Here is a 15,656-nt window from a genome sequence, read left to right on the forward strand (position 1 = left end):
AAGTATTCAATGTTACAAAGCCAGGAATAATGCGAAATCAAAAAAGTCTTCTAATTATATCCTCTTCCGATATACCTTCAGCCTCTGCCTTATAATTCTTGATAATCCTATGACGTAGAATACCCATGGCAACTGCCTGCACGTCTTCAATATCAGGGGAGAATTTCCCATGGATGGCGGCGTGAGCCTTTGCCCCCAAAATCAAATTTTGGGATGCCCTAGGTCCAGCACCCCAATCGAGGTACTCTTTAATAAAATCGGGGGAAGTCTCAAGATTAGGTCTTGTTTTGCTCACAAGGGTAACCGCATAATTGACCACATTGTCAGGTACTGGAATACGACGCACCAAATGTTGCACTTCCAATATTTCCGCTGCATTGAAAAGGGCATTTATTTGAATGGTCTCATCAGAAGTCGTGGCTTTCACCACCGCAATCTCCTCTTCGACTGATGGGTACTTCAGTTCTATTGCGAACATAAAACGGTCCAATTGTGCCTCTGGAAGGGGATATGTACCTTCCTGTTCTATAGGATTCTGTGTTGCCAAAACGAAATAGGGCAACTCCAACTTATGTTGATGTCCCGCTATAGTCACCGCCCTTTCCTGCATGGCTTCCAATAAAGCCGCTTGGGTTTTTGGTGGGGTTCTATTTATTTCATCCGCTAAAATGATATTGGAAAAAACAGGTCCTTTAATAAATTTGAACTGACGGTTTTGATCTAAAATCTCACTTCCCAAAATATCGCTGGGCATTAAATCAGGAGTAAACTGTATTCTTTTGAAGTCGAGGCCCAAAGTTTTCGCAATGGTATTTACCATTAGCGTTTTGGCCAACCCCGGAACACCAATAAGCAAGGAATGCCCTCCTGTATAAATAGACAATAGGATCAGGTCGATAACATCATTTTGCCCAATAATAACCTTCGCTATTTCCTCTTTTAGGTCAGCATGTTTCTGTACTAGTTTATTAATGGCCGCTACGTCTGACATCCCACCTATTCCTTAACCCAGTTATTAGCAAAATCACAGTCCCTATTGGCTTCATTAACACTGATATAGGTATCATCAATATGTTTGGCCATCCATTTCTTTATGGCATTATACTGTTTTTCCGTTAGGGCAAGTTGTTGGATCCTTGTATAATCCTTGGCAAAATCAGCCACATGCTCATCGTACCTATTGGTAACTTTCAGAATCTTATACTTTGGTCCACCACCCCTTGGATCCTGCTCTAGGATAGGATATGAAATCTCATTGTCCTTTAAGTTCCGCACCTGATTGTAAAGTGTCGGATCCATTTTGGTCAACTCAAACCTGGAATCGTAGGTAATCGGGTTTCGCAATAAACCACCATCAAATTTGGTTTCCTTTTCATCCGAGAAATTACGGGCGGCATCAGCGAAGGAATATTTTCCATCCATGATATGCTTGCGTATGGTATCCAATTCGGACTTGGCCTCATCCAATGATTCTTGGGAAATCTCTGGGGTTATGAGTATATGGCGTAAATCGAGTTCTTGACCCCTTATTTTTTCGATATAGATCAAATGAAAACCGAACATGGTCTCAAAGGGTTCGGAGACTTCGCCTTCCTGTAGACTAAAGGCAACATCCTTAAAGGTTTTGTCGAAACCGGTATCCTTGGTGATACTATAAAAACCACCTTTTGATTTAGACCCTGGATCCTGTGAATACAGAATGGCCTTCACACTGAATTTGGCATCATTATCCTCAACATCCGCCTTTATGGCCTTCAACTTATCAATGACCTTTTGTTTTTCAGCCTCAGTAGCCTTAGGTTGCTTTATGATTTGGGATATTTCCAACTCAGCACCAAAAACCGGACGCTCATCCTTCGGTATCTTATTGAAGAATTGGCGAACCTCTTCGGGTGTTATCTCTATTTCCGAAATGATGCTATTCTGCATTTTTTCAGAAAGCATACGTAGTTTATTGATCTTGTTAATGTCTTCCCTTAAGCTTGCCTCATTCTCTTTTTTGTAGAACTTCAGCAATTTTTCCATAGAACCCATTTGGGCCACAAAGGATTGGATTTGTCTTTCGGTAGTTAAACCCACCTCATCATCGGAAACCAACAAACTATCCTGTACCGCTTGGTGCGCATACAAACGATCTTCCATTAATTTTCCCAACAGACCACAACGGGTTATATCCTCTGACATGGCCCCTTGATTTTTAAGATCGATCAAGGTCTTTTCAATATCGGATTCCAAAATCACATAATCCCCGACAACTGCCGCAATACCATCCAATTTCACTTTCTTGAAATTAGAGGTCGAGTCCTTGGTTACACCTTTGTCGGCCTGTAGCTCTGGCAAGGGTGGCTCAATCTGCGTATCTGGAACTTCGTCGGGTACTTGGGAAAAAACACTTCCTGTAATAAACAATAAGGATAGTAAAAGGGTAATTTTATTTGTCTTGTGCATAGACTTCGAATTCTTTTTCTTTAATAGCTTCATCTATTATCTCGGTTTCCAATTTTCTAATATAGTCCAACTTTCTGCGATTGAGAAGCACTTGTCGAATTGATGGCTCTATATAGGACAAGGGTGCAATGTCATTAACATCCAACACTCCCGTAATCTTTGCCAAATATACCCCTAATGAATCCTGCAATTCAAAAAATTGTGATTTTTTTAAGTATCTATCCTGATTTTCAAGGGTCAAGGGAGGTATTTCTTCCTGCACCCTCGAGGCACTGACCCAAATGGAATCATTGAAGTTCAACTTTTTGAATTGCACCCCTATGGAATCCAAATATTCAATATCCGCTTCCTTAAAACTTTTCAATTTATCAGCCACCGTTTCCTTATCCATGAATTGGGGTGGTAAATGAATGAATCTTAGGCTGATCAGTTTTTCCTTGAGTTTGAAATTCTCCTTTTCCTTTTCATAAAAGCTTTCCAATTGGGATTGGCTAATCACCGTATCACTCCCTTGTTGCACCAATGCCTCTTTATAAGCCCTGGTATACAAATCGGTCCTATAGGTTTTCACCAAGGCATCGAATTCTGCGAGTTTTTCTTCTGACAGATTGATCTTGGCCTTTGAAAGCAATAACTGCTTGGATGCCCAATTATTGATATAGTCGGTCACAAACGATATGCTATCCGCCTTACTCATATTTTCCGTGAAGAGTGGCGCTATATCATCCTTGTACAAATACAATTCCCCCACACGGGCAATCGGTTCCTGATCGGAATGATCTTTCAATAGCGAATTGCAGGACATACCGAGCAGGACTAAAACCACCCAAGTATATCGAACTGGAAAAGTATTTTTCAATCTAAAAAACATCCCGCAAAAATAACAATTACAACCTGTTAAACAAGTGATATAGGCTTTCATTAACACAATTTACACATAAATCAAAACCGCATTCCGTTAAAAAACAGACCCCTGATGCCAAGACCTACCCAATGGCCCCAAAAATGCAGTCCTGCCCAATTATGACCGATAAACCAATTTCCAAGGAGAAAAACCCAAAAAGTCGAACAACTCTCCAAAAAGAATTAATTTAGGCGAATCATAACGCAGCAATAGGAATATGGCAATGAACAGGAACATCAGGCTTATTTGGGACTTTCGGGGCCCTGCAGCGGCAAAAACCGCTGAACATCATGAAATTCATTTAAAGGAATATATCCTTATTGAGAACCTTGAACCGCAAATCACCGGGCACCAGCATATCAATGAAATGCATAGTTTGGCCTTTATGGTCGTAGAGGAAAAAAACATGATCGCCGTTCGTGATGCCCTAAAACCCCATCGCGCCGAAGTGTACCAAGAATAATTTGCACCAAGAACAACTGATGATCCCAAAAATACTTCCCTTCCTGATCTTGGTGGTTTTTTCTACCGCTTGCAAAAAATCGCCCCAATACACCAATGCCCTGGACTATGCACTAGCTTCCAAAAACATTAAAATAAAAAGGGTAATCGACAGTTTGGATTCCTACGAAGTACAGATAAAATTCACGAAAATAATTAGGTCAGGTGACAGTGTTCTTTTCGAAGACCACGACTTTCAGGTCAATGACACCAACTATTTCTACCCAGCCAGTACCGTAAAACTACCTATTGCGGCCTTGACACTTGAAAAACTGAACCATATGGATTCGCTCCATAGAAACACCAGGTTTTATGTGGAAGGTGATACTATGGAAACCACATTCGCCTCTGACATCATGAAAATTTTCACCATCAGTGATAATGCGGCCAACAATCGTTTATTTGAGTTTTTGGGACAGGATGCAATCAATGGGAAATTAAAACAGAAAGGAATCGATGCCGTTCGTATCTCGCACCGATTGTCTTCTGACGATGCTTATGAAATCACCACAAAACCCCTTGTAGTATATTTAAACGACTCTACTACAACCATGCTGAAAAACACAATCAATACCAGCGCCATACCCTTGGATTTGAACAAAATACACAAAGGCAAGGCCTATTATGATGATGAGGATGGACTTATAGACGATCCTTTCGACTTTAGCCTAAAAAATTATTACGCCATAAATGCACAACACAATGTGCTAAAGAGAATTGTTTTCCCGGAATGTTTCGAACCCAGTGAACGATTCGACCTAAGTACCACACAACGTGATTTTCTCCTAAAGGCCATGCAAACCTTACCCAGGGAAGCCGGCTATGACCCAAAGGAATACTACGATAGCTATGTTAAATTCTTAATGTACGGGGACAGCAAGGATGTTATTCCCGATTATATAAAAATACAGAACAAGGTGGGCTATGCCTATGGTACCCTAACCGATTGTGCTTACGTTCACGACACTAAAAACAATGTGGAATTTTTACTGACTGCCACAATACTCGTCCACAAAGACGGTATTTTCAACGACAATGTCTACGAATATGATTCCATTGGCATTCCCTTTTTAGCCGCATTGGGCAAGGAGGTATACAATTACGGACTACAATCAAAGAAAGATTAAGGTATTGTTACAAAAAGGCACTTATCACAGAACGGTAAATCCCCATCAATAAATCCATGATTTTATCGTTTTAATGTTAGCCAAAAACCAAATTTAGCCTTTTTACCCTGTTTTGGGCCATAAACCAGACCTATGCAAGACCATCAAAACCGCATTGACGAACTCAACCAAAAACTAGAGACCCTACTTAGCAAACAAGAAGGTTTTGCGAAAGAACTCATGACCCTATACAAGGAAATCGAAGCCTTGAAAAAAATGGGGCCCGATTTTTCGGAAACAAAAAAGGCCATTACACCAGAGCCTGTGGTCGAAAAACCAATAGACACACCCATCCCGAAAGAGGAAGTCACAAAGGAATTCGAAGCCGAACCCATTACGGCTGGGCAACCGCAAGAAAAGGTAAAACCCAAGTTGGCGCAAAAAACAAAGACCAAATCGAATTGGGAAAAATTCATCGGTGAGAACCTCATCAATAAGATTGGAATCGTGATTACCGTCCTCGGTGTTGCCATTGGCGCCAAATACTCTATTGAAAACAACCTGATAAGTCCATTGACACGAATTGTACTTGGCTATTTTGCTGGCTTGGGCCTATTGGGTTTCGGTATAAAACTCAAGGAAAAATATGAAAACTACAGTGCCGTACTTGTTAGTGGGGCCTTGGCCATTCTCTATTTTATAACCTTTGCGGCCTATAGTTTTTACGATTTGTTCCCGCAGCTCATGACTTTCGCCCTTATGCTTGTTTTTACCGCTTTCGGAGTCGTGGCCGCATTGCATTACAACAAACAGATTATCGCCCATATCGGTCTTGTAGGTGCCTACGCCGTCCCTTTTTTACTGAGTAACGACTCTGGGAGTCCCTCAGTTCTTTTTTCATATATGGCGATTATAAATATCGGCATTTTGATCATCTCCTATAAAAGATATTGGAAGTCCCTCTATTACTCATCTTTCGTGATTACATGGCTTGTATTTGCCAGCTGGATGGGGTTCTCTTATGATTATGAAGCACATTTCACAACTGCCCTGATATTCCTAGGTGTTTTCTTCCTTATTTTCTATGCCACTTTTCTAGTATACAAATTAAAGGCCTCTGAAAAATTCAAAAATTCAGATATCGTACTCTTATTACTCAATGCGTTCATATTTTACGGATTCGGTTATGGGTTACTTTCACAAAATGATACCGGAGTACAACTCTTGGGGGTTTTCACCCTCTTCAATGCCATTCTACACTTTGTGGTAAGCGTGATCATCCACAAAAGGAAATTGGCCGACCGCAATCTATACTATTTGGTTTCTGGAATGGTCCTGGTTTTCTTGACCATTGCCATTCCCGTTCAATTGGACGGCAATTGGGTTACCCTTTTATGGGCGTTTGAAGCTGCCTTATTATTCTGGATAGGCCGTAAAAAGAATGTTGTTGTCTACGAGTACCTCTCCTATCCTTTGATGGTTTTAGCGGTATTCAGCCTAATACAGGATTGGGAGTTAAGCTACTACATCTTCCAAGGCCAAGACTCCACCATGCGACCTGTTTTCAATGTTACCTTTATGAGCTCCATATTGTTCTTAGGTGCCTTTGGCTTTATCAATTGGGTAAACAACACTGCAGCACATCAGGAAAACAGGAAAAACACATCGTTCCCCGCAATCATGACATACGCCATCCCAAGTATCTGGCTCATTACACTCTTCTTTAGCCTGTTCTTGGAAATCCAGTATTATTGGGATACGTTATACTATGGTTCTGAAATTGCGATAACCGACGAATACGAATACTTCAAGTACAATTCCGATATTCGTAGTACAGGCAATATATGGTTGCTCAACTATTCCCTTCTGTTTATCGCTGCGTTGAATTTGGTGAATATCAAAAAACCACAAAACCGGGTTTTAGGCATTGTTTCGCTTACCGCCGGTCTATTCGCCCTATTTGTATTTCTTACCATGGGATTGTATGAACTGAGCGAATTAAGGGAAAGTTACATTGACAAAACCCTTTCAGAATATTATAACACAGGGATCTTCAATATCGTCATTCGCTATATAACCTTTGCGTTTGTGGCCCTTTTATTGGTTAGCCTCTATAAATTGATACGGCAAGCTTTCATGAAAATAAATTTCAACATACCCTTCGAGATCATCCTTCATATAATCATTCTTTGGGTTGCGAGTAGCGAATTGATCCACTGGATGCATATGGTTGGATCACATCAAAGTTACAAACTCGGCCTGAGTATATTGTGGGGCATCTATGCCTTGGTCCTGGTTGTTCTGGGAATCTGGCAAAACAAGAAATTCTTACGCCTCGTAGCCATGATTCTATTCGGGCTTACCTTGATTAAATTATTCTTCTATGATATCGCATCGCTCAACACCATATCAAAAACGATTGTTTTTGTTTCTTTAGGGGTATTGTTGTTGATCATTTCATTCCTTTACAATAAGTATAAAAATAGAATATCAGATGATGAAACGAACTAAGACCAGTCTATTGGTCAGTCTTCTTTTTAGTGCGGTTGCCCTTGCCCAAATCGGGGATTATAATACCAAAAGGGAAATCATGGGTATTACGGACCAATGGCATTCCTTCGAATTACCACCTTCGGTTTTCACCAAGGTATCGGACAACCTAGCGGATATCCGCATTTATGGCATCACCCCAAAAGACACCATTGAGGCCCCTTATCTCTTACGAATCGAAAGGGAGAAGCACATACAAAAGGAAATTGACTTTGAATTGATCAACACCACAAACAAACAACAAGACCATTACTATACTTTTGAGGTACCCACCAAAGAAACCTTGAATGGGATTTTATTGAATTTCAAAAATGAAAATTTCGATTGGAAAGTGATACTGGAAGGCAGTCAGGAGCAATCCAACTGGTTTACGATTCTAAAGGATGCCCGAATACTAGCCATAAAAAATGAGCAGACCGATTACCGCTTCACCCAGTTGAATTTCCCCAATGCAAAGTATCGCTATTATCGCATAGCATTCCATAGCGGGCTGACACCAAGATTTAAAGGGGCGAACATTTATTTAGATGATCGTATTGAAGCCAAATACAACACCATCCATATAGACAACCTCGAGAGCTCCCAGGATAAGGACAAAAAGCAAACCATACTCCAAATCGTATTGGACCAACGTGCGCCCATTAGTTTCCTTAGTCTCGATATTGCCAATGACTTTGATTACTATCGGTCGTTTCAACTTCAATATGCCCATGACAGTGTCGCTACGGAAAAAGGATGGAAATACAATTACCGCACCCTTACACGGGGTACATTAAACTCCGTCGAAAAGAATGAATTCACATTCAATTCCGTATTGGCGAAAAGATTAAGGGTAATCATTGAAGACCATGACAACCAACCGTTGAACATCAAAAATGCGACTGCAAAAGGTTATGTTCATCAAATAATAGCCCGATTTACGGGTAAGGCGGAGTATTTTTTGGTCTATGGAAACGAAAATGCCCATCTTCCAAATTACGATATAGTGCATACTTCCAAGAATATCCCCAGTTCCCTAACCCAAGTTAGTTTAGGGGAGGCCATACCGATTCCCAAAAAACAAGAAGACAAAATCGCTCCTTTGTTTGAAAATAAATTTTGGCTTTGGACCGTAATGGGTGTGACCATTTTGGTATTAGGCGGCTTCACCCTTAAAATGATGACAAAAAAGTAACCTCGTTTATTGCGAAGGAAAACCCTAAATTTGTCGTGTCACAAAAGATACGGCCAAATGTCAGCACCCAAACAAACCCGAATCAATAAATATTTAAGTGAAGTTGGTTATTGCTCGCGAAGAGCCGCAGACAAACTCATTGACCAAGGCAGGGTCACCATCAACGGTAAAGTTCCTGAAATGGGCACAAAAATCATTCCCAGCGATGAAGTTCGTGTTGATGGAAAACTGATTTCAGACCCTAAGGAAAAACCCGTCTACCTTGCATTCAACAAGCCAATAGGCATTGTTTGCACGACGGATACAAGGGTTGAAAAAGACAATATCGTGGATTTTATCAACTACCCAACGCGGATCTTTCCGATTGGCCGGTTGGACAAACCGAGTGAGGGACTCATATTCATGACCAATGATGGCGATATCGTAAATAAGATCCTCCGCGCCCGTAACCATCATGAAAAAGAGTATTTGGTGACTGTAAACAAACCCATAACCCCTGTGTTTCTGGAAAAAATGCGTACCGGTGTTCCCATTTTGGATACGGTTACACGGGAATGTGAAGTGGAAAGTCTTGGCAAGTACCAATTTAAGATCATCCTGACCCAAGGCCTCAATAGACAAATACGTCGAATGTGCGAATATTTGGGCTACAATGTCAAAAAATTAAAACGCATTCGTATCATGAATGTAAAGTTGGATATCCCTGTTGGTACATGGAGGGATCTGACAAATGAGGAATTATCCGAAATCAACAGCTTGGTCGCATCCTCTTCGAAAACCCATGACGATCTTTCCTGACCCCGCCCAATACAAGGAGGTATACTTCCCTATACTAAGGGACAAAATAAAACATTCCTCTCTTTATAAATCAAATTATACGACCAAGAACTTTCAGTTTAAAGGATTCGCTGTATTACTCCCTAATTTTGTTTTGCCTTCGCACTGTATTCATTTTTAACGCTTTGCCCATGGACCCTAATCAAAATCGGTACTTTGACATGATATACCCAACATACAAAGGAATGGTTACTTTACCTGTTGGAGCTCATTTTACAGGGCATTCAAAAAAATCGTCAGTGATGTATTCCAAATAGATAGAAGCATCCTGACAGAAATCATTTTCAATACACGAAATAATGGCAATCTTTATAAACCTATCAAACGACGCATCAAAATCAACACCCCCATACGTTATGGGGTTAAACCATTTTTTTAACAACTTATGTTCTTAATTATCACTAACTTGTATACACCCAAAAGCGCTGTCCAATTTAAAACAACCCATCATGAAGAATAAACGATTATTTAGGTCTCGAAAGGCATTCAACACCATATTACTTTGTTTCTTTCTTATTGGCTTGTTAGGCATGCCCAAAGCTTCGGCATTTGCTCAGGAAGTGCCAGAGCAAGAAATGAACTACAAGCAATTTAAAGGAAAGATAATGGATGCCGAATCCAAAAAACCTTTGGTATTCGCCACGCTTACCGTCGAAGGCACGAATATCAGTACCATTTCAAATACAGAGGGTGAATTTGCCTTAAAAGTACCCACATCCATGAAAGAAGGTAAGGTTACGGTTGCTTTTTTAGGTTATAAAAACAAATCGATTCCCCTTTCCCAATTCAAGGAAGACAACAACAAGATTTATATGGATGTTTTTGTGGAGGCCTTGGGCGAGGTCAGTCTTAGTGTCCCCAAGAATGCTGAGGAATTGGTACGGGAAACCTTAAAAAGAAGAGGGGAGAATTATTTTGATGACCCCACCCTAATGACAGCCTTTTATCGGGAAACCATAAAAAGAAGAAAGAAAAACGTTTCCCTTTCGGAAGCCGTTGTAAATATTTATAAAACCCCATACAACTCAAACAAGAAAGACGGGGTTAAGCTCTATAAAGCCCGTAAAAGCACGGATTACAGTAAACTTGATACCGTGGCCCTTAAATTACAGGGCGGACCGTACAACGCACTTTATGTGGATATCATGAAGTACCCCGAGTATATTTTTCATGAGAAATCCCTGAGTAAATATAATTTTAGTTTCGAACAATCAACCCGTGTTGACAATCGGCAGATTTATGTGATCGATTTTAAGCAAAAACCAAATATTGAGGAACAATTATATTCGGGTAAACTGTATATCGATGCGGAACGCAAAATCTTGACCAGTGCCATTTATTCCTTGAATATTACCGATAAATATGAGGCCGCTAAATTATTTGTCCGTAAAAAACCCGCCAATGCCAAGGTCTGGCCCAACAAGGTCGCCTATCGCGTAGACTATCGTGAAAAAGATGGCAAATGGTATTACGGTTACAGTAATGTGCTTTTGGAATTCAAAATCGATTGGGACAAAAAACTTTTCAATTCGGTCTATAGCCTATCCTGTGAAATGGCTGTCACCGATTGGGAAAAGAACCTAACCAACGAAATGCCCAGGGCAAGGGACAGGATCAAGACATCGATTATTTTGGGGGATGAGGCTGTCGGGTTTGCCGATCCCGATTTCTGGGGAGAGTACAACATAATAGAACCTGAAAAATCAATCGAGTCTGCCATAAAGAAAATACAACGACAACTTAAAAAATCGAAGTCGGGCGATGGTAGTCCCGCTCCTTAGATAAATATATAACTGCAAACGAAAAAACGTCCTGAAGGCTTTCAGGACGTTTTTTTATATAGAATTATGTGTAACCAACCTTAGTTGGCCACTTCACTGATGAACTTCAATCGATATAAACGAAGATCTTCTTCCTCATACTCACCATCAAACTCTTGCATGGCCTCCTCAAGATCATCGGTTTCGGCCTCCAAGAAATAATCATGGATCTCTTCCTGTTGGTCCTCATCCAAGACATCATCGATATAATAACCAATATTCAATTTTGTACCGCTATATACGATCTGTTCCATTTCCTTGATCAGTTCAGGAATCTCAAGACCTTTGGCCGAAGCAATATCCTCCAAGCCTAATTTCCGGTCCACATTTTGAATTATGTATAGTTTCAATCCTGAGTTTGCCCCCGTACTTTTCACGACCAAATCATCGGGTCGTAAAATATCATTTTCATCAACATACGTTTTGATCGCATCGACAAAAGGTTTACCGTATTTTTTGGCCTTACCTTCCCCTACTCCATAGATATTCAGCATCTCCTCCATGGAAATCGGGTATTTCAGTGCCATATCCTGTAATGAAGGATCTTGGAAAACCACAAATGGAGGCACACTCAATTTATCTGCCTGCTTTTTTCTAAGGGATTTTAAGATTTTCAAAAGTTTCTCATCGGCCACCCCTCCTTTTGAGGCACTTACGATGGCTTCGTCCCTTTCCTTGCTATATTCATGGTCTTTGGTCATCATAAACGATGTAGGCTTGACCAAAAATTTCTTTCCTTTATCCGTTAAATGGAGGATACCGTATAATTCAATTTCCTTTTTCAGAAGTCCGGCCACCAACGTCTGACGAATCAATGCCATCCAATGGTTCTCACTTTGATCCGCCCCTATCCCAAACACTGACTTTTCATTGGCCTTATGGGATGAAACCAAAGCGTTTACTTGCCCTGTAATCGTTTTTACAACTTCCTTTGACTTGAATTTTTCACTGGTTTCCTCTACGGTGCGTAACAATTTAAGCACGTCATCCTTCGCTTCCTGTTTTTCTTTTGGGTTACGGGCATTGTCATCCATATCGGCCCCATCCCCATTGACCTCATCGAATTCTTCCCCGAAATAATGAAGCATGAATTTTCTACGGGACATAGAGGTTTCCGAATAGGCGACGACCTCTTGCAACAAGGCGTTCCCTATCTCCTGTTCGGCGACAGGTTTACCGGACATGAATTTTTCCAATTTCTCGATATCCTTATAGGAATAGAACGCCAAACAATGGCCTTCGCCCCCATCCCTTCCGGCACGACCGGTTTCCTGATAGTAACTTTCAATACTTTTCGGAATATCATGGTGGATAACGAAACGAACATCCGGTTTATCTATACCCATACCGAATGCAATGGTAGCCACCACAACATCAACATCCTCCATAAGGAACATATCCTGGTACTTTGATCGGGTCTTGGCATCAAAACCAGCATGGTAGGGAACGGCACTAACACCATTAACCTGTAAAACCTGCGCCAATTCCTCAACCCGTTTTCTACTCAAACAATAAATAATACCCGACTTACCGGCATTTTGTTTTACATATCGGATTATATCCGCATCGACATTTGCCGTTTTAGGGCGTACCTCATAAAACAAATTGGGTCTATTGAACGAAGCCTTAAATACCTTGGCATCGTTAATTCCCAAATTCTTTATTATATCTTCCTGGACTTTGGGTGTTGCTGTAGCCGTTAGGCCAATGATTGGAATATTGTCACCAAGCCTACTTACGATAGTTCTCAAATTCCTGTATTCAGGTCTAAAATCATGACCCCATTCCGAAATACAATGTGCCTCGTCAACGGCAACAAAGGAAACCTTTACAGACCTTAGGAAATCTATGTATTCCTCTTTGGTCAATGATTCCGGAGCAACATACAACAACTTCGTCACCCCTGATAAAATATCGTTTTTTACCTGCTTGACCTCGGTCTTGTTCAATGAAGAGTTCAACACATGTGCTATACCATAATCATCGGAAATACCCCTTATGGCATCTACCTGATTTTTCATCAAGGCTATCAATGGGGATACGATAATCGCGGTACCCTCCTGCATTAAGGCCGGCAGTTGGTAACATAAAGATTTGCCACCACCGGTCGGCATAATTACAAAAGTATTATTTCCTTCAACAATATTATTGATTACCTGTTCCTGCAGTCCCTTGAACTGGGAAAACCCAAAATACTTTTTTAACGAGGCGTGTATATCATATTCATTCTGCCCCATTGCTTCTTTCACCATCTAATTTCTTAATTCAATGGCCTAGGGCCATCTACCAAATTTATATTTGAAGTTAAGGCGTTTTGTTTTACGAAACAAATCCTTCCTTAACATCGTTTAAAACTTAACTGTTTTATAAAATTAAGTTTATGTAATTTTGTAAACTTAAATATAAGACATTCTTTTAGGATAACAATCCTTAACTTCAAATATACCTTGAACAATTCCGAAACCATAATCAAAATTGCCAAAAAGACCATTGAAACCGAAAGCACGGCCATTGGCAATTTGGCGCACCTATTAGATGGGGATTTCACCCTAACGGTCAACAGTATTTTAAACTCCAAAGGCAGGGTGGTAATCTCCGGCATAGGCAAAAGTGCCATCATTGCCACCAAAATCGTGGCCACCTTGAACTCCACCGGAACACCTGCGATTTTTATGCATGCCGCGGATGCCATACATGGTGATTTAGGGACCGTACAGGATAATGACATTGTCATTTGCATCTCGAAAAGCGGTAACACCCCAGAAATCAAAATGCTCGTACCCTTGATCAAACGGGGTAAAAATCTTTTGATAGGGATGACAGGCAATACAGAATCTTTCTTGGCACAACATGCCGATCACATACTGAACACCTATGTTGAAAAAGAAGCCTGCCCCAATAACCTAGCACCAACCACCAGCACAACGGCACAATTGGTCATGGGGGATGCCCTTGCCATTTGCCTGTTGGAACTTAAAGGGTTCAGTAGCAAGGATTTCGCGAAATACCATCCAGGGGGCTCCTTGGGCAAACGATTGTACCTTACTGTCAATGATATTGTCCAAACCAATATGAAGCCCCAGGTCGATGTGGCTACCGATGTTCGGCAGGTCATCGTTGAAATATCTGAAAAAATGTTGGGGGTCACTGCAGTAATAAATGACGGAAAACTTGTAGGTGTTGTCACTGATGGGGATATTCGCAGAATGTTGAACAAATATGAAAATATCAACGGACTCAAAGCCGAGGATATCATGAGTGCCAATCCGAAAACCATTGAGACGGACAAACTTGCCATTACAGCGCTTGAACGTATGCAAGAAAACGAAATCTCGCAATTATTGGCCGTAAAGAATGGAGCCTATAAAGGCATAGTACATTTACATAACTTAATAAACGAGGGCATAATATAATGGCGAAAACCGAGAGAAAAAGTCCGGACGAAATGTCTTTTCTTGACCATCTTGAAGAATTGAGATGGCATTTGATCCGAAGTATTCTTGCAATTGTCCTTATAGGGGTCGTGGCATTTGTAATGAGTCGTTTCATTTTTGACAACATCATCTTTGCACCGACAAGAATGGATTTTCCCACATATCGTTTCTTTTGCGATATAGCGACATTCTTTGGCATAGAATCTGCCTTTTGTGCCGAAAAATTACCTTTTACGATACAGAGTAGACTGATGGGCGGGCAGTTCTCCGCCGATATTTGGACTGCCATTTGGGCCGGTTTTATCATAGGCTTCCCTTATGTCCTTTATGAAGTATGGAAGTTCATTAGCCCCGGGTTGTATGAGAAAGAGCGCAAAAACTCAAGAGGATTCATTTTCATTGCGTCTTTACTTTTCTTTATGGGTGTGCTTTTTGGGTATTATGTTGTGGCTCCCTTATCCATTAACTTTTTAGGAACCTATCAGGTTAGTGATATTGTACTGAACGAATTTGACATAGGATCCTATATCGCTACATTGAGGACATCGGTTATCGCATGTGGAATTATATTTGAATTACCCATAATCATTTACTTTCTGACCAAAACAGGTTTGGTAACCCCCGAAATCCTGAGAAAGTATCGAAAAATTGCCTTGGTAATCGTTCTAATCATATCTGCGGTAATCACCCCCCCTGATGTGACCAGTCAGATTATTGTGGCCGTACCCGTACTTATATTGTATCAGGTCAGTATCCATATTTCCAAAATGGTATTGAGGTCAGAGGCGAAAAAAGAGGCCAAATTGGCTGCCAAGAAAAATAAAAAAGGTTAAAAAACCGTGAATAAGAAACCATCACCCAGTATTTAGATTTAGATTTGGG

The 15,656-nt window shown here is 40.7% G+C and carries 12 protein-coding genes; 8 read left to right on the forward strand and 4 right to left on the reverse strand.

From position 1 onward, the window contains the following. Window positions 1-37: 37 nt before the first annotated feature. Genes LX92_RS05080 through LX92_RS05090 form a run of 3 tightly spaced genes read right to left on the reverse strand, consistent with a single transcriptional unit; the run spans window position 38 to window position 3,253 of the window. Window positions 38-991, reverse strand: a complete 954-nt coding sequence (locus LX92_RS05080; RefSeq protein ID WP_109649215.1) for an AAA family ATPase — start codon at window positions 989-991, stop codon at window positions 38-40. 5 nt (window positions 992-996) lie between these two features. Further along, on the reverse strand, window positions 997-2,448 hold the full coding sequence (locus LX92_RS05085; protein ID WP_109649216.1) for a peptidylprolyl isomerase: 1,452 nt from the start codon (window positions 2,446-2,448) through the stop codon (window positions 997-999). Beyond that, window positions 2,432-3,253: a peptidyl-prolyl cis-trans isomerase gene (locus LX92_RS05090; protein WP_223308258.1), complete on the reverse strand. Its 822-nt coding sequence runs from the start codon at window positions 3,251-3,253 to the stop codon at window positions 2,432-2,434. The genes LX92_RS05085 and LX92_RS05090 overlap by 17 nt, the downstream gene beginning before the upstream one ends. 322 nt (window positions 3,254-3,575) lie before the next feature. Here LX92_RS05090 and LX92_RS05095 point away from each other — a divergent pair, with 322 nt between their 5' ends. The 6 genes from LX92_RS05095 to LX92_RS05120 all read left to right on the forward strand — a co-directional run bounded on the left by LX92_RS05095 (window position 3,576) and on the right by LX92_RS05120 (window position 11,301). Beyond that, the gene (locus LX92_RS05095) at window positions 3,576-3,815 is read left to right on the forward strand and encodes a hypothetical protein (RefSeq protein WP_109649642.1); all 240 of its coding nucleotides are present in this window, start codon (window positions 3,576-3,578) and stop codon (window positions 3,813-3,815) included. 19 nt (window positions 3,816-3,834) lie between these two features. After that, window positions 3,835-4,980 (forward strand): serine hydrolase, encoded by a 1,146-nt coding sequence (locus LX92_RS05100; protein ID WP_109649218.1) that lies wholly within the window; start codon window positions 3,835-3,837, stop codon window positions 4,978-4,980. 132 nt (window positions 4,981-5,112) lie between these two features. Further along, on the forward strand, window positions 5,113-7,470 hold the full coding sequence (locus LX92_RS05105; RefSeq protein ID WP_109649219.1) for a DUF2339 domain-containing protein: 2,358 nt from the start codon (window positions 5,113-5,115) through the stop codon (window positions 7,468-7,470). Beyond that, window positions 7,454-8,683 (forward strand): DUF3999 family protein, encoded by a 1,230-nt coding sequence (locus LX92_RS05110; protein WP_109649220.1) that lies wholly within the window; start codon window positions 7,454-7,456, stop codon window positions 8,681-8,683. Before LX92_RS05105 ends, LX92_RS05110 begins: the two co-directional genes overlap by 17 nt. 57 nt (window positions 8,684-8,740) lie before the next feature. Next, window positions 8,741-9,481 (forward strand): 23S rRNA pseudouridine(2604) synthase RluF, encoded by a 741-nt coding sequence (gene rluF / locus LX92_RS05115; RefSeq protein WP_109649221.1) that lies wholly within the window; start codon window positions 8,741-8,743, stop codon window positions 9,479-9,481. 488 nt (window positions 9,482-9,969) lie between these two features. After that, the gene (locus LX92_RS05120) at window positions 9,970-11,301 is read left to right on the forward strand and encodes a carboxypeptidase-like regulatory domain-containing protein (protein ID WP_109649222.1); all 1,332 of its coding nucleotides are present in this window, start codon (window positions 9,970-9,972) and stop codon (window positions 11,299-11,301) included. Window positions 11,302-11,381: 80 nt separating this feature from the next. Here LX92_RS05120 and recQ read toward each other — a convergent pair whose 3' ends face one another. Further along, window positions 11,382-13,592 carry a DNA helicase RecQ gene (gene recQ, locus LX92_RS05125; RefSeq protein ID WP_394340341.1) on the reverse strand — a complete coding sequence of 737 codons (2,211 nt, stop codon included), beginning with the start codon at window positions 13,590-13,592 and terminating at the stop codon, window positions 11,382-11,384. Window positions 13,593-13,787: 195 nt separating this feature from the next. Here recQ and LX92_RS05130 point away from each other — a divergent pair, with 195 nt between their 5' ends. Continuing rightward, the gene (locus LX92_RS05130) at window positions 13,788-14,753 is read left to right on the forward strand and encodes a KpsF/GutQ family sugar-phosphate isomerase (RefSeq protein ID WP_109649223.1); all 966 of its coding nucleotides are present in this window, start codon (window positions 13,788-13,790) and stop codon (window positions 14,751-14,753) included. Continuing rightward, entirely contained in the window at window positions 14,753-15,607 is an 855-nt protein-coding gene (tatC, locus tag LX92_RS05135; RefSeq protein WP_109649224.1) for a twin-arginine translocase subunit TatC, read from the forward strand. The genes LX92_RS05130 and tatC overlap by 1 nt, the downstream gene beginning before the upstream one ends. Window positions 15,608-15,656: the final 49 nt, after the last annotated feature.

Origin of the sequence: Maribacter polysiphoniae (assembly GCF_003148665.1) — a bacterium.
Classification (GTDB): domain Bacteria; phylum Bacteroidota; class Bacteroidia; order Flavobacteriales; family Flavobacteriaceae; genus Maribacter_A; species Maribacter_A polysiphoniae.

Bases quoted from the DNA above. Each gene is read 5' to 3' on its own strand.
- LX92_RS05090 (WP_223308258.1), bottom strand. From the start codon at position 3,253: ATGTCCTGCAATTCGCTATTGAAAGATCATTCCGATCAGGAACCGATT.
- rluF (WP_109649221.1), top strand. From the start codon at position 8,741: ATGTCAGCACCCAAACAAACCCGAATCAATAAATATTTAAGTGAAGTT.
- LX92_RS05110 (WP_109649220.1), top strand. From the start codon at position 7,454: ATGATGAAACGAACTAAGACCAGTCTATTGGTCAGTCTTCTTTTTAGT.
- LX92_RS05095 (WP_109649642.1), top strand. From the start codon at position 3,576: ATGAACAGGAACATCAGGCTTATTTGGGACTTTCGGGGCCCTGCAGCG.
- tatC (WP_109649224.1), top strand. From the start codon at position 14,753: ATGGCGAAAACCGAGAGAAAAAGTCCGGACGAAATGTCTTTTCTTGAC.
- LX92_RS05085 (WP_109649216.1), bottom strand. From the start codon at position 2,448: ATGCACAAGACAAATAAAATTACCCTTTTACTATCCTTATTGTTTATT.
- LX92_RS05105 (WP_109649219.1), top strand. From the start codon at position 5,113: ATGCAAGACCATCAAAACCGCATTGACGAACTCAACCAAAAACTAGAG.
- LX92_RS05100 (WP_109649218.1), top strand. From the start codon at position 3,835: ATGATCCCAAAAATACTTCCCTTCCTGATCTTGGTGGTTTTTTCTACC.
- recQ (WP_394340341.1), bottom strand. From the start codon at position 13,592: ATGGTGAAAGAAGCAATGGGGCAGAATGAATATGATATACACGCCTCG.
- LX92_RS05080 (WP_109649215.1), bottom strand. From the start codon at position 991: ATGTCAGACGTAGCGGCCATTAATAAACTAGTACAGAAACATGCTGAC.
- LX92_RS05120 (WP_109649222.1), top strand. From the start codon at position 9,970: ATGAAGAATAAACGATTATTTAGGTCTCGAAAGGCATTCAACACCATA.